Annotated in this window: 15 protein-coding genes; 7 read left to right on the top strand and 8 right to left on the bottom strand. The window is 65.3% G+C overall.

Annotated elements, in window-relative coordinates; translation table 11 throughout:
• Positions 1-9 precede the first annotated feature (9 nt).
• From O0879_RS05850 to O0879_RS05825, 6 genes are all read right to left on the bottom strand, one after another.
• Positions 10-3453: a response regulator gene (locus O0879_RS05850; protein ID WP_289915301.1), complete on the bottom strand. Its 3444-nt coding sequence runs from the start codon at positions 3451-3453 to the stop codon at positions 10-12.
• An 84-nt stretch (positions 3454-3537) separates the two neighbouring features.
• Complete coding sequence (locus O0879_RS05845; RefSeq protein ID WP_289915299.1) at positions 3538-5001, bottom strand: response regulator; 1464 nt, start codon at positions 4999-5001, stop codon at positions 3538-3540.
• Positions 4998-5360: an Hpt domain-containing protein gene (locus tag O0879_RS05840; protein ID WP_289915298.1), complete on the bottom strand. Its 363-nt coding sequence runs from the start codon at positions 5358-5360 to the stop codon at positions 4998-5000. Before O0879_RS05840 ends, O0879_RS05845 begins: the two co-directional genes overlap by 4 nt.
• Before the next feature lie 34 nt (positions 5361-5394).
• Complete coding sequence (locus O0879_RS05835; protein WP_289915296.1) at positions 5395-6021, bottom strand: response regulator; 627 nt, start codon at positions 6019-6021, stop codon at positions 5395-5397.
• 139 nt (positions 6022-6160) lie between these two features.
• Positions 6161-6805: a hypothetical protein gene (locus tag O0879_RS05830; RefSeq protein WP_289915294.1), complete on the bottom strand. Its 645-nt coding sequence runs from the start codon at positions 6803-6805 to the stop codon at positions 6161-6163.
• A gap of 49 nt (positions 6806-6854) precedes the next feature.
• A complete protein-coding gene (locus O0879_RS05825) occupies positions 6855-8534 on the bottom strand; it encodes a methyl-accepting chemotaxis protein (RefSeq protein WP_289915292.1) in 1680 nt (559 codons plus the stop codon).
• A gap of 312 nt (positions 8535-8846) precedes the next feature.
• Here O0879_RS05825 and O0879_RS05820 point away from each other — a divergent pair, with 312 nt between their 5' ends.
• Positions 8847-11297 (top strand): membrane-bound PQQ-dependent dehydrogenase, glucose/quinate/shikimate family, encoded by a 2451-nt coding sequence (locus O0879_RS05820; protein WP_289915290.1) that lies wholly within the window; start codon positions 8847-8849, stop codon positions 11295-11297.
• A gap of 64 nt (positions 11298-11361) precedes the next feature.
• Here the strand turns inward: O0879_RS05820 and O0879_RS05815 are convergent, their stop codons facing one another.
• Positions 11362-12453, bottom strand: coding sequence for a hypothetical protein (locus O0879_RS05815; RefSeq protein ID WP_289915288.1), 1092 nt, complete (start codon positions 12451-12453; stop codon positions 11362-11364).
• A gap of 21 nt (positions 12454-12474) precedes the next feature.
• Positions 12475-15933 carry a DUF748 domain-containing protein gene (locus O0879_RS05810; RefSeq protein ID WP_289915285.1) on the bottom strand — a complete coding sequence of 1153 codons (3459 nt, stop codon included), beginning with the start codon at positions 15931-15933 and terminating at the stop codon, positions 12475-12477.
• A 255-nt stretch (positions 15934-16188) separates the two neighbouring features.
• On the opposite strand from O0879_RS05810, the gene O0879_RS05805 reads away from it, so the two are divergent.
• From O0879_RS05805 to O0879_RS05780, 6 genes are all read left to right on the top strand, one after another.
• Positions 16189-18333 (top strand): TonB-dependent siderophore receptor, encoded by a 2145-nt coding sequence (locus O0879_RS05805; protein ID WP_289915282.1) that lies wholly within the window; start codon positions 16189-16191, stop codon positions 18331-18333.
• Positions 18333-19028: a hypothetical protein gene (locus O0879_RS05800; protein WP_289915281.1), complete on the top strand. Its 696-nt coding sequence runs from the start codon at positions 18333-18335 to the stop codon at positions 19026-19028. Before O0879_RS05805 ends, O0879_RS05800 begins: the two co-directional genes overlap by 1 nt.
• Positions 19018-20043: a substrate-binding domain-containing protein gene (locus tag O0879_RS05795; RefSeq protein WP_289915278.1), complete on the top strand. Its 1026-nt coding sequence runs from the start codon at positions 19018-19020 to the stop codon at positions 20041-20043. The genes O0879_RS05800 and O0879_RS05795 overlap by 11 nt, the downstream gene beginning before the upstream one ends.
• A complete protein-coding gene (locus O0879_RS05790) occupies positions 20040-21047 on the top strand; it encodes a substrate-binding domain-containing protein (RefSeq protein ID WP_289915276.1) in 1008 nt (335 codons plus the stop codon). The genes O0879_RS05795 and O0879_RS05790 overlap by 4 nt, the downstream gene beginning before the upstream one ends.
• A 55-nt stretch (positions 21048-21102) precedes the next feature.
• A complete protein-coding gene (locus tag O0879_RS05785) occupies positions 21103-21498 on the top strand; it encodes a DUF2946 domain-containing protein (protein ID WP_289915274.1) in 396 nt (131 codons plus the stop codon).
• An 88-nt stretch (positions 21499-21586) separates the two neighbouring features.
• Entirely contained in the window at positions 21587-23674 is a 2088-nt protein-coding gene (locus O0879_RS05780) for a TonB-dependent receptor (RefSeq protein ID WP_289915272.1), read from the top strand.
• Positions 23675-23862 lie beyond the last annotated feature (188 nt).

Genomic DNA, 23862 nt, shown 5'->3' with positions numbered 1-23862 from the left:
GCAAGTTTATCATTGGCATGCCCGGCCATGTTGCGTTTTTGGTACGGCCGCCTGGTCGGGCGGCGGCGTCCGTGCCGTGAAGGCGGCGACGGCCTCAATGGCGTGCGCCAGCGCCTGCTCCAGTGTGTCGAGCGCGGCGGCCGCATCGTCGCCGGCGTGCAGCAGCTGTTCGGCATGCCGGGCCGCATGCAGGGTGGCGGGCAGGGCCAGGCTGCCCGCCTCGCCGGCCAGCTTGTGCGCCAGCGCGGCCGCGTCGCCGCGCGCATCGGTCGCCAGCAGTGCCCGCATGGCGCCGACCGTGTCGCCGTAGGCGTTGCTAAAACGCAACAGGTGCTGGCGGTAGGGTGCTTCATCGAGCCATTGCGCCATCCCTTGCGCCAGGTCGATCGCGGGCGCCGCGCCGGCCGGCGGCTCGGTCATTGCCATTTCGGCCGTGACAGGCTGCAGGGCAGGCAGCCCTTGCGCATGACGCCGGTGCGCGCGCGCCACCAGGGCGATGGTCTGCGGCACGTCGAACGGTTTGCTGATGAAATGGTTCACGCCCGCTTCCAGCGCCGCCGCACGCTGCGTCTGGAAGGCGCCGGCCGTCAGCGCCACCACGGGCAAGTCCTCGAACTGCGGCAACTGGCGCAGCGCGCGCGTCGCCTGCAAGCCATCCATGACGGGCATCTGCACATCCATCAGCACGATGTCGACGTCGGCGGGGTGGGCCAGCAGCCAGTCCAGCGCCTGCTGGCCGTCGCAGGCGAACGAGGGCACGGCGCCCTGGTCGCACAGGATATGCCTGACCACGTCGCGGTTGATTTCGCTGTCGTCGACCACCAGCACGCGCACGCCGGCCAACTGGCGCTCTTCCAGCGGAACCAGACTGGCGTCCAGGCCGGCGTCCCTGGCGCGCTGCTGGCGCGCAGCCATCGCCGCGTTGTACAGGCTGGAAGCGGTCACCGGCTCGTTGAGGATGGCATCGGCGGCATAGACCGGGTCGGTGCACCGCCGTGCCGGCGCCATTGCCGGCGCGCTGCTGGCGGCCAGGATGACGACGGGGCAGTCCTGCGGCGGCAAGTATTCGCGCAGCGCGCGCGCCGTCGCTTCGCCGTCCAGGTCCGGCATGCGCGCGGCCAGCACCACGACGCCGGGCCGCTCGTCCTCGGCGCAGGCCAGCGCATAATCGAGTGCCGCCTGGCCGCCGGACACGGCATGCACGCTCCAGCCCAGGCCGCGCGCCACGGCGTCCACCGCCTCGCGCGTGCCGGCGTTGTCATCGGCCAGCAAGACATGCAGGCCCTGCATGTCGGGCGAGGACAGGGCGCCGGCGGGCATCAATTGCACCGGCACCGTGAAACTGAATTCGCTGCCCTGGCCCAGGCCGCTTTTCAGCTGCAGGGTGCCGCCCATCAGGCGGACCAGCTGGCGGCAGATGGTCAAGCCCAGTCCCGTGCCGCCGAAGCGGCGCGTGGTGGAACTGTCGGCCTGGGCGAAGGCGGAAAAAATCGCTTCCTGCACCTCGGGGGCGATGCCGATGCCCGTGTCGCGCACGCAAAAGCGCAGCACCGCGGCGTCGCCGTCGCGGCTGTCCAGCGTGGTCAGCAGCTCGACCGTGCCCTGCGGCGTGAACTTGATGGCATTGCTGCCCAGGTTGACCAGCACCTGCTCCAGCCGCAGCGCGTCGCCCAGCATGTGGTCGATACCGTCGGGCAACGGCCCGATCCGCACCTCAATCGGCTTGTCGTGCGCGGCAACGCCCATGCTGGCGGAAATTTTTTCGATCACCTCGGCCAGGCGGAACGGCGCCTGTTCGATGCGCATGTGGCCCGCCTCGATTTTCGAGACGTCCAGCACGTCGTTGATGATGCCCAGCAGGGATTGGCCTGCGGCGCGGATCTTGCGCGTCATCAACAGTCCATCTTCATCCAGGCGGCCCCTTTCCAGCAGCCATGCCATGCCGAGGATGGCGTTCAGCGGCGAGCGGATTTCATGGCTCATGTTGGCGAGGAATTCCGCCTTGCTGCGGTTGGCCGCTTCGGCCCCGTCGCGGGCCAGCAGCATGGCCGCCTCGGCCTGCTTTTGCGCGGAAATATCCTGGGCAAAGATCAAGGTGGCCGGCCCATCCTTGAGCATCACGCGCGTGCTGGTCTTGAGGGTGGGCACGGGCCGGCCCTGCTTGTCCAGGCCGACGGCTTCAAACACCTGTTCGCTGGCCGAATCGGCCTCGATCAGCGTCTCGTTGCTTGCCAGCGCCACTTGCGAGTCGGCCGTGAGCATGGTGCGCCAGGCCAGGCCGCTCAGGTCATCCTCGGGCGCATAGCCATGCAGGTGGCGGTAGCGCGGATTGGAATACACGAAGCGTCCATGGCGCAGGATGGCGATCGCCACGGGCGCATCTTCGATCAGGGTGCGAAAGCGCGTTTCGCTGTCGGACACGGCTTGCATGGCCTGGCGCTCCCTTTCCTGTTCCACTTGCCAGGCCGCCTGCTGCCGGCGCCGCCGCTGGCTCCAGAACAGCAGGCTGGCCGCGGCCAGCGCCAGCATGGCAAAGCCCAGCACGTAGCCCAGCGCCTGGCGCCGCAGCGGGGCGGCGATGGCCGCTTCTTCGCGGCTCAGGCCGATGATCAGGGCGCGGTCCATGTGCAGCGCGGCGGGGGCGATGGTTGCCATCGCCATGACGCGGGGGGAGGCGGATCCGCCGGCGCCGGCAATCTCGACGCCGCTCAGCACGCCCGCCTGAAAGCCGCTGTCGCGAAAGCGCCGCAGGAAGCTGCCGGGCGCGTCCACATTGCCGCCATTGGCGTTCCTGGGGGGATAGTTCAGGAATTGCCGGCCGTCGCCATGCACGACCACGGCCCAGACGTCGGGCGCATACATGGCGGTGCGGAACTTGGCCGTGAAATAGTCGGGGTCGAAGGTGGCCACGACGACGCCGGCAAAGCGGCCTTGCCGGTCCTGCACCATGCGCGCCGCCGTGATGACCAGGTCCCGCTTGAAGGACAGGAAAGGCGCCGAGATGTACAGCATGCGCGCATCGGGGGCGTCGCGCGCCGTCTGGAAGTAGCCGCGGCGCGAAAAATCCTGGCCGGCCAGTTCCGGGATGTTGGTGGCGACCGGCTTGCCGCCGGCATCGATGACCAGCATGGTGCGCACGCCCGGCATGGCGTCGACCAGCGCGGCCAGGCGCCGGGGCAGCGCTTGCCCGGCGTCGGGCGCGGCGCCGGCGGCAAGATAGTCGCGGATCACGCCGTCGAGCACCAGGTTGGTCGACGCCAGGTCGACTTCGATATTTTTTGCCAGCAGCGCAGTCAGCACGCTGAGCCTTTCGCGCTCGGCCGCATCGTGCCGCGACGCTTCGGCCAGGTGCGCGTAGGCGAGGGCGGCAGCCACGATCAGCAGCCCGAGGAGCAAAAACAGCCATTCGATCAATCGCCTGTGCACTGCCGCCGCGTCTGTGTGGTAGGTCATGTGGCGATGCTATACCCGATATGCACGGAGAACAACTTTTGCGCATGACTACGCAGGTGATAGTGTGGCCAATTTGCCGCCAGGCTAGTGCGCCAGCCAGCGTTCCACCATGGCGCGCAGCTGGGCGGCCGTGAAGGGCTTGGACAGGTAATCGTCCATGCCGGCCGCCGCGCAGCGCTGCCGGTCGTCGTCGGTGACGCCGGCCGTGAGGGCGATGACGGGCAGGCGCCGTGCGCCGCTGGCCGCTTCGCGGGCGCGCAGGGCCTGGCACGCCTGGTAGCCGTCCATGACGGGCATCATGCAATCCATCAGGACCAGGTCGTACTGCTGTCCGGCCAGCGCTTGCAGGCCCAGCGCGCCGTTCTCCGCCGTGTCGATGGCGTAGCCGCAGGTGCCCAGCTGCAGGCACACCAGCTGGCGGTTCAGCGCCGTATCCTCGACCAGCAGGATGCGCGCGCCCGGCGCTATCTCCTGCTCCGGCGGCTTGGCGACATCCGCTGGTGCCGCGCGCTCCTGCAGCGCCAGCACCATGGCCGCGTCGCGCTCCTGGCGCCGCAGCAGGGCCAGGATCAGCGCGACGGCCGCGGCCAGCACGAGCAGGCTGACGATGGCCGCGCCGCCCATGGTGAGCAGCATGCGCCGCCAGCCCGCCAGGTAGACGTCGTCCGTCACGGTCACGTTGATGGCCAGCGGATAGTCGCGCACCAGCCGTATGGCGGCCAGGCGGTCCACCGCGCGCCCCTGGTCGGCCGCGCGCGGCGAGTCCACCTGCAGCACGCCATCGGTCTTGCCCTGTTCCAGCAGGCGGTAGGTGCTGCCCGTCAGGTTGCGCTTGCCCATCATGGCGGGTACGGCCGGCCAGCGGGCCAGCAGCGTGTAGTCGCTGCGGTACAGGGAAAAGGCCGTGTGTTCGCCGATGCTGGTGTTCTGGAAGAATTTGCTGAAGAAGTCGCACGACAGGCCCACCAGCACCACGCCCAGAAAGCGGCCGTCCGTGCCGCTGATGCGCCGGCTGATATAGAAGGTCCAGGCGCCATCGCCCTTGTTTTGCACGGGCGCGCTGACATGCATGCCGCCGTCCGGGTGGCGCCGGTGATACTCGAAGTAATCGCGCTCGTCGAGGCGGAAGGGCGGCGCGGGAAAGGCGCGGCTGAAGGCCAGCACCTTGGCATCGCCGCCGACGATGGACACCCCGTCCACTTGCGGCACGCCGCCGATCTTGTGTCGCAGCATCTGCTGCATGGCCGGGGTGCCGACGGCGGCGGCCAGCGCTTGCGCGTCCGCCGGGGCGGCGGCATCGATGTCGCGGCTGACGCCGTCTAGCACCAGCCTGGCCGCCGTCATGCTCTGCGCCGTGTTTTCCGCCAGCAGCAGCGACAGCTTGGACAAGTCCTGTTTCCAGTCATCGACGGCTTCGCGGTGCAGCAGCACGCCGGAGACGACGATGCGCAACGCCAGCAGGCCCACCAGCACCAGGCCCACGACGGCCGCCGTGGTGCGCGGCCGATAGCGGTGCACCAGGCGCAGGGCGGCCTGGCGCGCGTTCATGCGTGCGCGCCCGTGTAGTCGAGCATGCTGCGGCGTACTTCCTGCTCCACGGCGCCGACCAGCGCCGCCGTCTCAGCTAGCCAGCCCGCTGCCGGCACGCCCTGGTGGCGCACCAGCTGCTCGAGTTCCGCCAGGCGCGCCGCCAGGGCGCTGGCGCCCAGCAGGACGACGGTGCCGCGCAAGGTATGGCAACTGTGTACGATGGCTTGCGCCGCACCGCCGCGCACGGCCTGCTCGACGCGGGCAAACATGGCCGGCGCCGTATCGAGGTAGGTCTGCGACAGGGCGCGGAACATTTCCAGGTCGCGGCCGGTGGCCTGGAACAGCACGGCAGGATCGATGTGGCGATAGGCTGGCATGGCGGCTCCGTGGCGGAGGGAAGGCGGTGGCCGGCTAGGCGGCCAGGCTGTTGCGCCGCGCATGGCCGGCGCAGCAGGCGCGCAGATAGCCGCGCAGTTCGTCGTAATTGACGGGTTTGGCAAAAAATACCACGCCGGGCGGCACGCCGCCCCGTTCTTGCAGTTCCTCCGGCGCCAGGCTCGACAGCATGGCGATGTGCATGTCCGCCAGCAGCGGGTCGGCCAGGATGGTGCGGATCACCTCGTAGCCGTCGATGCCTTCCATGATGATGTCGGCCAACAGGATGTCGGGCTGGTCGCGGGCGATTTCCATCAGCGCCTGGTAGCCGTTTTCGCAAAAGCGCAAGTCCGCCTGCAAGCCCCAGGAACCGATCTGCTTTTCATACAGCGCCCGTTCGATCGGATTGTCTTCGATGACGAGGATGGACGGTGGGCGGCCCGACGGGGCGGGGCGGCCGGCGCGTGCGGCGCGCTGCTCCTGGCCCGGCTGGCCGGGATTGCCCTTGTAGGCTTCGACAGCCGCGAGGGGAATGCGGCGGTGGCCGCCCTTGGTCTTCCAGGCTTCGATCACGCCGGCCTCGACCAGTTGCTGCACGGATGTCACCGAGATGCCGAGGATTTCGGCGGCCTTTTGGGTAGTGCAAACGTCTGCAGTGTGCATGATGGGCTGTCTGGTCGCGGATGAAGTTGAAGGAGATGATACGCAATCGCGCTCAAAAAATCAATTTTAACGAATTAGATGAATTCAATAAAAACCTGGCTGGTTCAGGGCCGGGCAGGCGCGCCACGCCGCTGCGCGCTCATGGCCGGCTGCCTGCGCCGCTGCGCTCCTCTGCCAGCATCGCGCCCGTTTGCAGGGCCGTGACGGCTTGCGACAGCGTGTCGAGCGCCATCAGCAGTTCCGCATGCAGGCGTCGCAGCGCGCCGATATCGTTGGCAAAGCCCGCATGCACGGCCTGGCGCGCCAGCGCTTGCAAGGGGAGCAGGCCCATGGCCAGGCTGCCGTCGAGAATTTCCTGCGCCAGCACGCGCGCCGGGGCGGTCCGCTCGCAGCGCAGCGCATGGGCGATGCCGGCGAGGCGGTCGCGCGTCTCGGCCACGAACAGGGCCAGAATCTCGCCCTGCAGGCGTCGGTCGTGGCCGAACATGGCGTCCAGGCGGGCCAGTTCGAATGGCGGCGTGCCCGGCGCCCTGGGCGCTTGCGGCGGCGGTGCGCTGTCAGCCCCCCTGGCCGGCGGGGCCGCTTTGCGCATCTGCAGCAGTTGATGCAGGTCGGACGGCGTGCTGGCGCTGGCGGCTGGCGCGCGGCCGGCCTGGCGCCAGCGGGTGCGGCGCCAGAGCAGGGCGGCCAGCAGCAACAGCAGGCCTGCCAGCGCCAGCGCCGGGCGCATCAGCGACAGCTCTTCGCAGCGCAGGAAGGGGTGGATGGAGAGAAAGGCGTTCATGGCGGTGCTCCGGTGCGGACGATGCGCGTGATCCTGCGTGAGGACGAACCTAAAATACTTCCCAGTCGCCGGCATCGGCACCGGCCGGCGTCGTGTTCCTGGCCTGGCCCGCGTGGCGCGTGGCGACCAGCCTGAGCGTGGCCTTGTGCTGTGCGGGCCGCCGGGCGGCAGGCGCGCGGGGCGCCGCGCCGGCTTGTCCTTGCGCCAGCTTGAAGGTGCCCACCACGCCGGCCAGCTTGGCCGCCTGCTCCTGCAGCGATTGCGATGCCGCCGCCGCTTCTTCGACCAGGGCCGCATTCTGCTGCGTGACTTCATCCATCTGCGCGATGGCGCGGTTGATTTCCTCGATGCCCGTGCTTTGCTCCACGCTGGCGGCCGATATTTCGCTGACGATGCCGGTGACGCTGCGTACCGTGTCGACCACTTCCGTCATGGTCGCGCCGGCCTGCCGGACCAGCTTGCCGCCTTGTTGCACCTGTTGCACGGAGTCGCCGATGAGTGCCTTGATTTCCCTGGCGGCGGCCGCCGAACGGTGCGCCAGGTTGCGGACTTCGGTGGCCACGACGGCAAAGCCGCGTCCCTGTTCGCCGGCGCGCGCCGCTTCCACCGCCGCGTTCAGGGCCAGGATATTGGTCTGGAAGGCGATGCCGTCGATGACGCCGATGATGTCGGCGATCTTGGCGGACGAGCTGTCGATCGCTTGCATGGTGCGTATCACGTCGCCCATCACTTGCCCGCCCCGCTGCGCCTGGTCCGAGGCGCTGACGGCCATTTGCCGGGCCTGGCGGGCGTTGTCCGCATTTTGCCGCACGGTGGCCGTCAATTCTTCCATGGCCGACGCGGTTTCTTCCAGCGAGCCGGCCTGCTGCTCCGTGCGCGCCGACAGGTCCAGGTTGCCCGCCGCGATCTGGCTTGACGCCGTGCCGATGGTGTCCGTGCCGGCACGCACTTCGGCCACGATGCGCACCAGGCTGCCGCTCATCTCTGCCAGGGCCGTCATCAGCTGGCCCACCTCGTCGTGCGAGGCGGCGCTGACCTGCACGCTGAGGTCGCCGCTTGCGATGGTGCGGGCCACGCCGATGGCGTCGACCAGCGAGGCGGCGATGCGCCGCGCCAGCAGCAGGCCCATGCCGGCCACCAGGGCCGTCACGGCCAGGGCCAGGCCGCTGGAAATCCAGCGCGCGCTGGCCGCAGCCGCGGCGCCGTCGGCAGCCCCCCTGGCGGCCAGGGTTTCGTTGTAGCGGTGATGGGCGGCGAGGGCGTCGACCAGTTCCTTGATCAGGGGCTGGCTTTCCATCAGCAAGTCGCGTGCGGCGTCGAGTTCGCCCGCCTTCGACAGTGCCAGCACCTTGTCGCGCACGGCGTCATAGCGCAGCAGCACGGCGCGGTCCGTGGCCAGCAGCGCCTTGTCTTGCTCATCTGAAATGTTTTCCTTTTCATACTGGTCGAGCGCCTTGCCGACCGCTGCGCGTGCCTCGTTGATGCCTGCTTCCAGCTTGTCGCGCCTGGCGGCGTCCTTGCTGGCCATGTGCTGCCAGACGGCCGTGCGCATCTGCGTGAACGGCACGAACGCCCGGTTCAGGGTCAGCAGGCTGGGAACCGTGTTGACGGTGGCATAGCTGGCCGCCGTGTACACGCGGTCCATCTGGTAGATGCCAAAGCCCGCCAGGGCGGCCAGTCCCAGGACGACGGAAAGGATCAAGACGTACAGCCGTTCAGCGATGGTCATGATGGGCGCCGCTCCAATGAAGTGAAATTCAAGAAAAATACTTTGCCTGGATGAGTTTTTTCATTTTACGACAAAAATTTGTTTTATTCGAGAAATTTGTTGTTTATCTATTTTAATTTATGTTTTTCATCAAAATCGCATCGCGGAAGCTGGCTGAACGCGCATGTCGTGTATAAAAAGCCACACGGCACGCGGCGGGCGTTCTGGCGTGTGGCACGCTTTGTCAATTAGTGAAAAAATGCAATTTCATTGATTGCCATCAAATACGGTGCGCAGGCGCGTGCCGCCGACTGACTCTTGTAAAGGAGCATCATGACTGCCTCTGCCCGGCCTGGACCCTTGCTTGTCATCACCGCAGTCATCTTTATCTTGCTGGGCCTGGCGCTAGTTGGCGGCGGCGCCTGGCTCGTCAGCCTCGGCGGTTCCTGGTACTACGTCGTGGCGGGTATCGGCATGATAGTTGCCGGCGCGCTCGTGTGGAAAAGGCGGCGCAGCGCCCAGCTCTTCCTCGCGCTGCTGCTGTTCGGCACCCTGATCTGGTCCGTGATCGAAGTGAAGTTCGACTGGTGGCAATTGCTGCCGCGCCTCGATATCTGGTTCGCCGCCGCCGTCTGGCTGCTGCTGCCGTTCATCGACCGCCGCCTCGATCCGGCGCTGATCGCGGGCGCAAAGCCGCGCGACGCCGGCAAGAGCGCGCTGCTGGCGGCCGTCGTGGTGACGGCCGCCGTGGGCGTGTTCTCGCTGTTCCAGGATTACTACACCTTGCACGGCGAAGTGCCGGCCGAGAACATGGCCGCCGTGCCCGCAGGCGATTTCGCGCCCGGCGTGGCGCCCAACGACTGGGCTGCCTATGGCCGCTCCGGCTATGGCGACCGCTATGCGCCGGCCGCGCAGATCACGCCGACCAACGCGGCGCAGCTGAAACAGGCGTGGGTCTACAACACGGGCGACTTCAAGGGGCCGACGGATCCGGGCGAAATCGCCAATGAAGTCACGCCGCTGAAAGTGAACGGCATGCTGTACCTGTGCACACCGCATAACATCGTCATCGCGCTGGACCCGGACACGGGCAAGGAGCTCTGGCGCCACGATCCGAAGATCAACCGCGACGCGTCCAGCTACCAGCACATGATTTGCCGCGGCGTTGCCTACTGGGACGTCAATGCGGGCCGCGCCAAGGACAGCCCGGCGCCGGAAGCGGCCGGCATGGAATGCCCGCGCCGCATCTTCGCGCCCACCATGGATGCGACCTTGATCGCCGTCAATGCCGATACGGGCGAAGCGTGCAAGAGCTTTGGCGAAAATGGCGTCATCGGCCTGTACCACGGCATGGGCATGAAGAAGCGGGGCTTCCTGATGCCGACGTCGCCGCCGGCCGTGGCGCAAAACGTGGTGGTGATGGCCGCCAGCGTGACCGACAATTTTTCCACGGAAGAGCCGTCCGGCGTGATCCGCGGCTACGATCCCGTCACCGGCAAGCTGATGTGGAACTGGGATGCCTCGAACCCGGACGACACGGCGCCGATTGCCGATGGCAAGACGTACACGAACAATTCGCCGAATTCCTGGGGCGTGTCCAGCGTGGATGAAAAGCTGGGCATGGTGTACATCCCGATGGGCAACGAAACGCCCGACACGTGGGGCGGCAACCGCAACCCCCATGGCGAGAAATACAATAGCGCCATCGTCGCGCTGGACCTGGCGACGGGCAAGGTGCGCTGGGTGTACCAGACCGTGCACCACGACATCTGGGACATGGATATCGGCGGCCAGCCCACCCTGGTCGACATCGACACGCCGAAAGGCAAGGTACCGTCCGTGGTGGCCACGACGAAACGGGGCGATATCTATGTGATCGACCGGCGCGACGGCAGCCTGGTCGTGCCGGCGCCGGAAAAACCCGTGCCGACGGCCAACGCGGCCCCCGGCGACAAGCTGTCGCCCACGCAGCCATTCTCGGCCCTCACTTTCTTGCCCGAGAAAAACATCAGCGAAACGGATATGTGGGGCACGACGCCGTTCGACCAGCTGGCGTGCCGCATCATCTTCCGCCAGCACCGCTATGAAGGGCCGTTCACGCCGCAAACGGTGGCAGAAGGCAAGATCAAGGGCGCCATCATCTCTCCCGGTCCGCTCGGCATCTTCGAGTGGGGCGGGGCGGCCGTCGATCCCGTGCGTCAGTTGCTGCTGGTCAACCCCGACTACATGGGCTTCCTGGAACGCCTGGTGCCGCGCGCGCAAGCCAATGCGCCGGGCGGCACGGGCACGGAAATGGGCTTGCAGCCGCAGACGGGCGTGCCGTTTGCCGTGGAAATCAAGCCCTTCCTGTCGCCGCTGGGCTTCCCATGCCAGGCGCCGCCCTGGGGCTATATCGCCGCCGTCGACTTGCGCACCATGAAAAAAGTGTGGATGCACAAGAACGGCACCACGCGCGACAGCGCCCCCGTGCCCATCGCCTTGCCGCTGGGCGTGCCCAGCCTGGGCGGCATCAGCACCACGGGCGGCGGCGTGGCCTTCCTCAGCAGTACGCTCGACTACTACATCCGCGGCTACGACGTGCGCAACGGCAAGACCGTATGGAAAGCCCGCCTGCCGGCCGGCGGCCAGGCCACGCCGATGAGTTATGTCTCCGACAAGACGGGCAAGCAATATGTGGTGGTGATGGCCGGCGGCCACGGTTCGCTGGGCACGAAGATGGGCGATAGCCTGGTGGCGTTTGCCTTGCCGGACGAGGCGGTAAAGGAGGCGGGGAAAGGGAAGTAAGCGATACGCATCCGCGGCATGGACCGGCCATGCCGCGGATGCGCTGCCATTGAAGCGTTCGACCTTATTGCAAGCGGCGATTCAAGACGATCAGTTCGGCATTCTCCGCGCCATCGCCTGCCATGGGGTAGAGCACTACCGCATAAGCACGATCGCTCGTCTTGTTGATGCTTGAAATGATCAAGTTGTCACGGGGTATAGACAAAAGCTCGTTGGTCAGCAAGTTCCTGTAGCCTTGCTCATCTTTGCTATAGAAGATTTCCAATAACTCATCATTTTTCGTGGTCAGCCAGCCATTTCCAAACTCGCTATTGAAGCGGGTGATGAAAGTGTTGTCGGCGATGTTGACTGGTTGCCATGTATTGAACAATGGGTCAGCAAAATCCACCAATTCAATGACGGCACTTGCACCATTCTCATCTATTTTCTGGATAACGAGCTTGTCTTTTTCCTGCGCCAGCAGATAAGAATTCCCATCGAAGGAAGCGCTTAATATCTGCAAGACATAGACGCCATCCGAGTCGATTTCGCGATGGCGAATCACATTGCCTTTTTCATCAAGCTCCCGGTGCAGCAGCAGGCTGTCTTCATTGGCCAGCAAATGAATCGCCTTGTTGGCAATGCTGATTCTGTTATTTGCGGGCAATGGGATCTTGATATTGTTTTTCTTTTTTAGTTTTCCATTGATAAATTCGATGGCCAGGATCTTATTGGGTTTGCTGTCATAGAAATCCACATCGTGAAATATCGAACAGGTTTCCGTTGTTCCAATGAAGGTTCCTGTAAATGGACGGCTGCCCTTCGGTATTTCCACGTCTTCACGGTCAAAGATGGGAATGCTGATTTCCAGTTCCTTGTCAGGATGATAGGGGATGACGGAGACATAGTTTTCCTGATCCGGACTCAGGAACAGTGTCGGCAAGATGCCGTCATCCTCGATGTAGTTGTCGATATTGCCATCAATCCCGACCACCGTATAAATCAGCTTGTACGTGCCATTTTTCCCGTATACATAGTTCGCCAGCAGCGTCTTTTCAGCAAATGCAATGCTGTCTTTTGCCGATACCTGTGTCTCAGCGACGAGCGTTGTCATGGTGCACAAGTCGCCCTGTGTAACAGACGATGCATAGGGCGCTACCTTGTCGAGGTTCTTCATGCGTCAGATTCTCTTCGTGTCTTATTGCGTGGCCAGTCCCAGCTTCAACCCCACCAGCTTGCCCGGTGCGGCGTCCGTTTTTTCCGGCGCGCCCGCGCTGACCCTGGCCGCCGGCGTGCCGTCCTGCTGCAGGGCCGCCAGGATGGCCGCGCTGCGCTGGGCGCCCAGCTTGCTCAAGGCGTCGGCAGGCAGGGGCTGTTTGGCTTCCAGCTGCTCGCGCAAGCCGGTATAGAAGGCGCCCGTGTCGGCTACTTGCGGCTCGCCCTCGATCAGCTTGCCCAGGCGTTGGAAGACGGGAATCTTGGCCGCCGCCGGAGCGGAGGCTGTCGCCGCTGTGGCTGGTACGGCCGATTCCGCCGCCTTTTTTTGCTTGTCCAGCTCAGCCTTGCCGAAGCGTTCGCCGTACAGGTCGCGCAGGGCGCCCCGTATCTTGCGTTCGCCCAGGTTCAACGGTCCCGGTTCCTCGCCCGCTTCCAGCTTGATGCCGGCCTTGGCGGCGACGGCGCGGCGCACGGCCTGGGCGCGCAGGGCGGCCGCATCCGTGTCGCTGTACTGGCCCGGCACGGCCAGCTTCAGCTGTTCGCGCTTGGCGAGAATTTGCGCCACCTGCTTGAGCTTTTCCCGTTCCGGCGGCAGCAGCACGGCGCTGCCCGCATCGAAATCGATGGCTTCGAGCTTGTCGGCGCTGATGCCCAGCAAGTTGCCCAGCGCGCGGAACGGCGCCGTGACGATTTTCGTCAGCACATTGCCCACGGCTTTCCAGATCAGGGCGCCATAGCTGAATTGCGGGTCGTTCATGTCGCCCGACACGGGCAAGCCCAGGTCGATGCGCCCGTCGCTATCCTTGAGGATGGCCAGCGCCAGTTCCAACGGCAGTTTCAAGGCGTCCGGACTGTCGATGCGCTCGCCCAGGGTCAGCTTGTCGAGCACGATCTGGTTGGTGCCGTCCAGCTGGCGGTTGCGCACCTTGTATTGCAAGTCCAGCGAAATCTTGCCTTCAGCCACCTTGTAGCCGGCGAACTTCATCGTGTACGGCGAGGCGGACACCATGTCGACGTTCTTGAACACCACGTTCAAGTCCGTATTGTCGGTCGGGGCGAACGGATTTAATTGACCACGCACGCGGGCCAGGCCGAATTCGTCGATGCGGCCGTCCAGTTCGATCTGGCTGCGCGCATCGCGCTTCGTCGACAGGCCCGTGACGACGCCGTTCAGCTCATAGATCTTCGCGGCGAACTGGGGCCGCAAGCTCAGGTCGGCAAAGTCCAGCTTGGCATTCTGCAGGCGCACGCGGCGCACGCGCACGGGGAAGGCGGCATCGGCGGCCGGCGTGGCGGTGGCCGACGCCGCAGGTGCGGGCGCGGCCGGTTCCGGCGCTTTCACCAGCAAGCGCTGCGCGTTCAGGCTGCGGTCGTTTTCGATGATCAGCTGGGCGTTCGGTTCGACCACGCGCAGCTCGGGGATGTCGACAAAATCGGGGCCCACGCTGGCCGTCAGCTTGTCGGCGCGCACGCTTTTCCACGAGGCAAAGCGCTTGCCATCCGTTTCATTGAGCACGAGGCCCGCGATGTCCACGCCGCCCACATAGCGCACTTTCGGCGCTTTCGGCGCGCCGCCGCCCGTCGTCAGGCGGCCGCTGCCGGAGAGCGACCCGCCCGCCAGCTTCAGTTTCAGATGCTGCGCCAGCAAGGGTTGCACGGGGGCCAGGGTCAGCTGTTTCAAATTCAATTGCGCATCGACGGCGCCCGTGCCCGGCACGAACTTGCCGTTGGCAGTGAGCAAGCCGCCTTCGCGCAGGCCCACGCCCAGCTCGAACGGCAGCGCCTGCTGCATATCGTTGCTGACGTTCTGCAGGGACAATCTGGCATCCTGCAGATTGCCCTTGATGCCAGTGCCCGCATCGTCGAAACGGGCGCCGAACTTGCTCAGTTCTACCTTGTCTACCTTGGTGGACCACGGTGCGGATGGCGCATCCTTGGCCGGGTCGGTTTTGCCGGAGGTAAACACGGGCAGCTTTTGCGCAATCGCAAATTCGCCCTGGCGGTTGCGCGCCAGGTCGATCTGCGCGCCGCTGGCCGTCACGGAACCCAGGTGCACGGCATGCGCCGCCAGGTCGATCTTGCCTTCCGTAAAGCCCAATTGGGCCAGCTTGAACGGCGTTTGCGCGCCCCGCTGCATGGCGAGGTCGGCCAGGCTGAAGCTCGCGCTGTCGATCACGGTGGCCATGCCCGCTGGACCTTGCTGCAATCCCAGTTGCAGCTGCAGTTGTAATTGTTTCGCACTCAGCTGCAAGGCTGGCGAGACGGTTTCATCGATGGCGGACACGTCCACATTGGCCAGCGCCAGCTGTTTCAACTCCACCTTCCATTTGCCAGGCTTGGCTGGTGCGGCAGGCACGGTGGCGGCAGGCGCGGGATTGCCCGGCAGCATCAGGTTCGCCACGTCGATCTCGCCCTTGCTGTCGCGGCGCACGGCGACCTTGCCGCCGTACAAGTTGATTTTATCCACGCTGACGCTCTGGCGCGCCAGGTCGGCATTCACGCCGGCGACGCCCAAAGTATTGAGGGAAGTAAATGCTTCTCCTTTTCCGTCGCGCACCAGCGCCAGGTCGCGCAGGGCCAGGCCCGCGCCTTTGACGGTCGCTTCCAGCTTGCCGTCCGCATAGGAAAAGGCGTAGGGCAGGCGCGCCGACAATTGTCCGCTCGTCACCGTGGCGCGCGTATAGGCTTTCAGGTAGGCGGCCAGGCCGGGCAGGGAAGCGTCGTTCAGTATCAGTTCGCCTTCACCCCGGATCGGGCTGAGCGAGGCCGTGCCGCGCCAGTGCAGCTTGCCGCCGCGCGCCGCGTCGGCGCTGAGGCTGTAGCTGCCGTTGGCGTCGGGCAGGGTTGAGATATTGTCGAGCGTAAAGTTGATGGGCGTGAAGTTGTCCGCATAGCCCGCCTTCTGGTCGTGCCAATCCATTTTGCCTTGTTCCAGCGCAAAGTGGGCGATGACGAGGCGCGGCATGCCGCCTTCGCTTTTTTCCGGATGGTTGCGTTGCCAGGTGGCCAGCACTTCGGCCAGGTTGAACTTGCCGTCCGGCGTGATCGTCAGCTGGGCTTGCGGCGCCGTGATGCGGATTTCCGCCAGGCTCCAGGCGCGGCGCACGATGGATTTCCATTCCAGCTGCACGGCCAGGGCGCCGATCGATAGCAGCGGCGCGCCGCCCTTGCCATCCGCGCCGGCCGCTTCCTTGAAGGCGATCTGGTCCGCTTCCAGGCGCAGGGTAAAAGGGTTGAAGCGCACGTCGGCGATGCTGGCCTGGCGCGCGAGTTCTTTCTCGGCAAATTTGGGCAGCTGGTGTTTGATGACGTAGGGCACCAGCCAGAAGCCGGCCGCGCTATAGGCGGCCAGGGCGCAGCCTGTGCCAACGGCCCAGCGCTGCCAGCGTTTCCAGCGAAATGTTTTCGTCTGCACGCTTTTGTTGTCGATTGTATTCACGAACTTACCTTTTGATCTTGTTGGGCGGCACATCTTGCACGCCGTGACTGTCAGTATGCCTCTTTGCGGCTGTGTCTGCAAAATCCAAACGTGTTCAAGTGATAACAGGCGGCCTGGCGGACTGTTTATCTTATGAAATTCTCTGATTCTCACGAATTGTCACTTATTTATTGCGAATGATTCTCGTTACGGATATTATGCGCGGTAACTTGAAGTTTCCTTCTATCACTGTTCTCTGTTGAAAGACCCGTTTATATGCGCGCAGCTTTTCCTTCCTTGCAACTACTTCCAGTGGCCGCAGCCCTGTCGCTGGCTTTCGCTTCCCACACAGCCTGCGCCGCCAATGGCGCCAACGGCCAGGACGACTTGACGGCTGGCGATGAGAAAGTCATGCAGGCAGTGCAGGTGACGGGTGCGCGCGCGCAAGGCCTGGTGCCGACCACCACCGAGGCGGGCAGCTTCCGTGGCGCCAACATCATGGACGTGCCATCGACCGTCAACGTGATCACGCGCGAATTGCTGGAACAGCAAGCCGTGTCCGGCCTGTATGACGCCGTGCGCAATACGGCGGGCGTGACGCGCCAGCAAAACGGCGGCGATACCTGGGATCAACTGGTGGTGCGCGGCATCGCCGTGGAAAACCGCACGAATTACCGCCTCAATGGCTCGCTGCCCATCATGAACTTTTCGCAAGTACCCATGGAAAACAAGGAGCGCGTGGAAGTGCTGAAGGGAGCTTCTGCCCTGTATTACGGCTTCACCTCGCCGGCTGGCGTGGTCAACTTCGTCACCAAGCGGGCCGGCAGCAAGCCCGTCACGAGCATGGGCTTGAGTCTCGACGACCGGGGCAGTGCCGTGGCAAACGTGGACATCGGCCGCCGCTTTGGCGCGGAGCAGGAATTCGGCGTGCGCGTGAATGCAGCCGGCGGCACCCTGGGTTCTTATCTGGATAATGTGGGCAACGGCAACCGCAGCTTCATTTCCACGGCGCTGGACTGGCGCGTGACGAACAAGCTGCTGCTGAAAGCGGACCTGGAATACGACCGCCGCCGGGTGACGGAGCAGGCGGGCGTAGCCTTGCCGGCCGCCGTGAAAGGCGTGATCACCTTGCCGCGCGCCGTCGACCCGCGCAAGCTGATCGGCCCCGACTGGTCGAATTTCGAGGCGCAGACGAAAAATGCGCAATTGCGCGCCGACTACGCCATCACGGATGGCTGGGCCCTGACGGTCGAGGCGGGTCACTCGGAAACGGCGCGCGACCGCCGCCTGGCCATTTTCCGCCTGAACAATGCGGCGGCGCTGGCCACGGGAGCGGGCCGCATCACGGGCAATATGCAGCATCACGTGACGGCGTCGGACTTGCTGCGCGCGGAACTGGCCGGCACTTTCAATACGGGTTTCATTGCCCATGAACTGACCCTGGGCGCCTCGCGCACGGACAAGTCGCAAGATCCTATCTACCAGAGCAACTATACGATCGCCTCGCAAAACCTGTACAACCCCGTGCCCGTGACAAATGTCGTGTTCGGCCCGAAGCCGACTTCGCCGACGACGGCCGCGCTGGACACGCGCGACACGGGCCTGTATGCGCTCGACCGCATGGTCTTCAGCCCGCAGTGGCAAAGCGTCATCGGCGTGCGCCGCACCAGCTATCAAAGCGACCAGGGCGCCAGCCACTATGACGTCAGCAAAACCACGCCCATGGTATCGCTGGTCTACAAGCTGACGCCGGCGATCTCGTTCTACGCCTCGTCGGCGCGGGGGCTAGAAGAGGGCGAGACGGGGCCGACGGGCACCGTCAACCAGAACGTCAAGATGGCGCCCGGCGTGAGCAAACAGAAGGAACTGGGCGCGCGCTGGCTGACGCCGGGCGGCACCCTGGTGTCGGCCGCGCTGTTCGACATCACGCGCCCCGGCTATTACACCAACAGCAGCAATGTGTTCACCTCGGATGGCGAACAGCGCTACCGCGGCCTGGAATTGTCGACCCAGGGCAAGCTGACGCGCCAGTTGTCGTGGCAAACCTCGGCCCAGTTCCTCGACCCGAAATTCGAGCACATCAACGCCGACTACAACGGCAAGGCGCCGGAAAACGCGTCCAAGCGCACGGCCAGCGCCTTCCTCGCCTACGCGTTCGACGCCGTGCCGGGCCTGTCCGTCAACGGCGGCGCGTATTACTACAGCGCCCGTCCCGTCAACGACCTGAACCAGGCATTCCTCGGCGGTGTGACCTTGTTCAGCGCCGGCGCCCGCTATGCCAGCACGGTCATGCACAAAGCCGTCGTCTGGCAGCTGAACGTGGAAAATGCGGCCGACAAGCGCTACTGGGCTGGCGCCGGCACGCGTCTGGCGTCCGGCGCGCCGCGCGCCATCAAGCTGAGCATGAAGGTGGACCTGTGATGCGTCTCGTCAAAACCGCGCTGGCGGCGGCACTGCTGGCAGGCACCTTGCATGTGCAGGCGGCGCAGACTGCACCTGGCAAGCAGGTGTTGCTGGTGGTGCGCCTGGAAGGCAAGAGCCTGCCTTTTGACCAGAAAATCAAGGAACATCTGGAATCGCGCGGCTATGCCGTCACGCTGCACAGCCAGTACGCGCCCGTGTCCGGCGCGCAAGGCAAGGATCTGGTGATCCTGTCGTCCACCATCCGGGGCCGCGACATGCTGGGCGCCTACCGCAACGTCACGGTGCCCGTGCTGACGTGGGAAAACGATTTGTATGACGACCTGTCGATGACGGGCAAGCGGGCCGGCGTGGACTATGGCACGGTGGAAAAGTCGCGTTATGTGTGGCTGGTCAACGCGCCGCACGCGCTGGCAGGCGGCTTGCCGGCCGGCACGGTAGATATTTATCAAAAGCAGGCGACCATGAGCTGGGGCAAGCCTGGCCTGGGCGCCACCACCATCGCCACCATTTATGGCGAGCCGGAAAAAGCCGCCATCTTCGGCTATGAAAAGGGCGCCACCATGGATTACGACAGCCTGGCGCCCGCCCGCCGGGTCAGCTTCTTCCTCGACAATGAAACGTTCACGAATCTGTCGCCGGCCGGCTTGCGCCTGTTCGACGCGGCCGTGGACTGGGCCAGCGATGGCAAATAGCCCATCCTTGCCGCTGGCGGCGCTCATGCTGGCCATGTCCGCATCGGCAGCGGGCGCAGCCGCACTCGACCCCGCCTTGCCCGCCTACGCGCCGCAGCCCGTCAAGGTGCCGGCCACGGCCGGTTACCTGGACCGCAAGACGGGCGCGGCCATGATAGGCGGCGCCGAACATGTGGCTTCCGTCGTTGGCCAGTGGAATGCCCTGTTTGCGGCCAGCCATCCGGGCATCGTGCTGGGGTTTGACGGCAAGGGCACCAGCAGCGCCGTGCCGCTATTGATGCACGACAAGGTGCTGTTCGGCGCCATGGGCCGCGCCATCAATCCCATCGAGCTGGTGCCATACCGCAAGATCGTGGGGCGCGACGCGCTGGAAATCCGCATCGCGCACACGGCATCCACGCCGGGCGAGCACCTGGCCACGTCCCTGGCCGTGTACGTGAACCGCGCCAATCCCTTGACGCGGCTGACGGCGGCGCAAGTGTCGCAAATTTTATCTGTCGGCAATCCAGGCGGCGACTTCAGCCGCTGGGGACAGCTGGGCTTGAGCGGCGAATGGCGCGAGCGCGCGATCCACCCGTACGGCACGGCCGCGTACACGGGCTTTGGCGACTACTTGCAGCGCGAACATTTCCAGGGCAGGGCGCTGGCAGCCAGCCATGAAGAGCTGGGCAACACGGCCGCCATCACGGGCCGCATCGCGCAAGACCCGGCCGGCATCGGCGTGGCCGCGCTCGGCGTGCAGCACCCGCAGCTGCGCCAGCTGGCCATCGTGGGTGCGGATGGCCAGCCGACGACGGGCACGGACGAGGAAGTGGTATCCGGCCGCTACCCGTACGGCCGCTACGTGTACCTGTACGTGCGCCGCTTGCCCGGCCAGGCCGTCGATCCGCTGGCAAAGGAATACCTGCGCCTGGTGCTGTCGCGCGAAGGACAGGCCATCATCGCCGCGCAGCCGGGCGGCTACCTGCCCCTGACGGCCGCGCAAGCCAGGGCTGAACTGGAGAAACTCGAATGACGCCGTTGAACAAGACCGCACTGGCCGTTTGCTGCGTGCTGGCGGCCGCCGTGCAGGCCGCGCCCCTGGCCGTCGATCCCGCGCAAACCTATGTGAACCGTGACGGCACGGTGGCCATCGTCGGCAATGATGGCCTGGAAGAAGTGATTACGCAGTTGAACGCGCTGTTTACGCGCCAGCATCCGCAGGTGCGCTTCAGCCTGCGCATGGAAGGCTCGTCGGCCGGCATGCCCGCGCTGACGGCGGGCGCCACGGCGTTTGCGCCGCTGACGCGCGACATGTGGCCGGGCGACCAGGCTGCCTTCCGGCAAGTCTTTGGCTACGACGCCACGCCCGTGCGCATCGGCTACAACGGCCACGGTCCCCGCCCGCCGGCCAAGACGCCGCCCGCCGTGTACGTGCACCGCGACAACCCGCTGGCGGGCTTGACGATGGAGCAGCTGGGCCAGGTATTCACGGCAGGCGCACCGGGAGGCGACGCCAACCTGTGGTCGCAGATGGGCGCGACAGGGGACTGGGCGCCGCGCCGCATCCACGCCTATGGCTTGCGCGACGATGGCGGCTTCGCCACGGGCTTGCGCCATGCGCGTTTCGGCAAGCGTCCGTTTGCCGCCAGGTACGAGGCGCTGGCCTCGCGCGAAGCCGTGATCCGCGCCGTGGCCGCCGACCGCTATGGCATCGCCGTGCTGGGCTGGGTCAATGCGGCGCCCATCTCGGACCAGGTGCGCGTGCTGCCGCTGGCGGCGGCCCGGGGCGCGCCATACTACGGTCCCGACAAGGCCAGCGTGCGCGCCGGCAAGTATCCATTGACCATGCCGGTGCAGCTGTACGTGAACCGCGCGCCGGGGAAGGGGCTCGATCCGCTGGTGAAAGCGTACTTGCAGCTGGCCCTGTCGCCGCAGGGACAAGCCATCATTCTGGCCCAGCAGGATAGCGAAGAGGGCTACTTGCCGCTCAGCGAACAGGACTTGCAGGCCGAGATCAAGAAACTGGACGCTTTGTAAAGTTTCTTTGACCACATGGCTGGCTGCAGGGCGGGGCGGCCGCTATAATGCCGCCATGTTTATTCGCCAAGGCCGCGCCGTCGTCGTCCTGTGGATCGCGTGCCTCGCCATCCTCATGGCCGCGCTCGCCCCTACGGTGTCGCGCGCGTTCACGGTCGCCAGCGGCCAGGCCGTGCCCAGCTTCGAGATCTGTTCCGTGGCGGGCGGCATGAACATGCTGCCCGTGAAATTGTCCACGGACGCGCCCGATCCCGCCAAGGGCGGCATGCGCATGGGCGATTGCCCGTGCTGCAGCATGCATGCCGACACCCTGGCGATACCGCCCACCTCCCTCGTGCTCGCTTCCGGTGAGCTCATTACGGGCTTGCTGCCCGAGTTGTTCTACCAATCCGCCACGCCATTGTTCGCCTGGACGCCCGTCCAGCCCCGTGGCCCGCCCGCCGCTTTCTGATCTGTCCTTTCCCTGAACGGCCTTGCCTCGCACTTGTCGTGCGCTGGCGCCTGTTCGTCTTGCCCATACAGAAACTGAAAGCAGCACCATGAAACATTTACCGTTATTGATTTCCCTCGCCATCGCCATGCCTGCCATGGCGCAAACGCGTACCGAAGCCGGCACCACCGTGCTGCCGGAAATGAAAGTCATTGTCACGGCCATAGGCAACGGCTACCGTCCTGCCGCCGACACGGCGTTGATGCTGTCGAGCACCCCCGGCTACAGCGTGGCGGCCGGAGGCGGCGTGTCCGGCTTGCCGGTAGTCAATGGTTTCGCGGATGACCGCATCAAGATCCGCATCGACGGCATGGAACTGACGTCCGCCTGTGCCAATCATATGAATGCGCCGCTGTCCTACATTGATCCGCAACAAGTGCAGCGCATCCGCCTGATCGCGGGCGTGACGCCCGTCAGCGCGGGCGGCGACAGCATCGCCGGCACCATCGAGGTGCAGTCGAACGCGCCCGTGTTCGCCCAGCCCGGTGCAGGCTTGCTGACGCAAGGCAGCTTTGCCGTCTCGGGACGCAGCGTCAACAACAGTGTGGCGACCAGCGTGAATGCGTCGGCCGCCAGCGACACCTTGAGCGTCGGCTACAGCGGAGCTTACACGCGCGGCCACAGCTATGAAGATGGGCATGGCAACACGGTGCTGGCCAGCATGTATGAAAGCATCAACCAATCCATCGTGCTGGCGGCGAAAGGCCAGGGCCAGCAGCTGATCCTGCGCGCCGGCGTGCAGCACATCCCGTACCAGGGTTTCCCCAACCAGTACATGGACATGACGGATAACCACGGCCAGTTCGCCAATCTCGCTTACAAGGGCGAATTCGGCTGGGGCGTGCTGGACGCGCGCGCCTACTGGCAGCAGACGGACCACGAGATGGGCTTTTTCAGCAGCGAGCGCAAGGGTTCGATGCCGATGCTCACGCATGGACGCAACACGGGCTATGCGCTGATGGCCAGCTTGCCGATGGCGGCGGGCGAGTTGCGCCTGGGCCAGGAGTGGCACGGCTTCCGCCTCGACGACTACTGGCCGGCCGTGCCCGGCTCCATGATGATGGGGCCGCGGACCTACCTGAACATCAATGACGGCAAGCGCGACCGCACCGTGCTGTTTGGCGAACTGGAAACGCGCCACGATGCGCGCTGGACCAGCGTGCTGGGCGTGCGCGGCGAATCCGTGCGCATGGACACGGGCGATGTGCAATCGTACGGCACCAACATGATGAACATGCCGGACCTGATGGCCGCGAATGCCTTCAATGCGCGCAGCCGCAGCCGGCGCGACACGAATATCGATGCCTCGGCGCAAGCCACTTTCACGCCCGATGCGGCCAGCAGCTATGAATTCGCGCTGGCGCGCAAGGTGCGCTCGCCCAATCTGTACGAGCGTTATTCCTGGGGCCGCGGTTCGATGGCCATGACCATGACCAACTGGTTTGGCGACGGCAACGGCTATGTGGGCAATATCGACCTCAAGCCCGAGACGGCTTACACGGCGGCATTGACGGCCGATTGGCATGGCGGCGGCGAGGAGGGCTGGTTCGTGCGCGTCAACCCCTATTACAGCAAGGTCGACAATTACATCGATGTCGACGTGCTGGCGTCTTTCCATCCGTACATGAAAATGGGCGCGAATGGCAACTTGCTGCGCTTTGCCAACCACGACGCCAAGCTGTACGGCGCCAATGTGGCGTGGCAACTGCCGCTGGCCAGCAGTGCCCGCTGGGGCCGTTTCATGGCGACGGGCAATGCCGCTTATACGCGGGGCAAGCGCAGCGATGGCGGCGACCTGTACCGCATGATGCCGTTCAGCGCCTTGCTGGCCGTCGAGCACAAGCTGGGCGCCTGGAGCAACCGCATCGAAACGAAGATCGTGGCCCGCAAGGACAAGGTCGATGCGCGCCGCTTCGAACCGGAAACGGGCGGCTATGCCCTCGTCAACCTGCGCAGCAGCGTGGCATTGAACAAGATGGCCAGCCTGAGCGCGGGCGTGAGCAACCTGTTCAACCGCGCCTACGCGGACCCGCTGGGCGGCGTGTACCTGTCGGGCTTGAAGGCGAATGGCGGGGCGCTGCAAGCCTTGCCGGCCGAGGGCCGGTCGATTGATCTGGGGCTGCAGCTGAAGTTCTAACAGCAATGGCGCCTTCCCGTTGCCGACGCGGGAGGGGAAGGCGTCTGCCGTATGCGCCGCATCGGCGCTGGCCAGGTGCTTGTGACAATGTACGCATGTTTCTTCTTGGTAATTTGTTATGCTGCATGGCGTCCGGTTTTCGGCGTTTGCCGCACAGGCGTGCGATGGCGAGGTTTGCGGGTGTGGTA

The organism is Janthinobacterium sp. SUN120 (assembly GCF_030397735.1).
GTDB classification, from domain to species: Bacteria; Pseudomonadota; Gammaproteobacteria; order Burkholderiales; family Burkholderiaceae_D; genus Janthinobacterium; species Janthinobacterium kumbetense.
The sequence above is the reverse complement of the archived record's forward strand: the minus strand, read 5'-3'. Positions and strand labels throughout refer to the sequence as shown.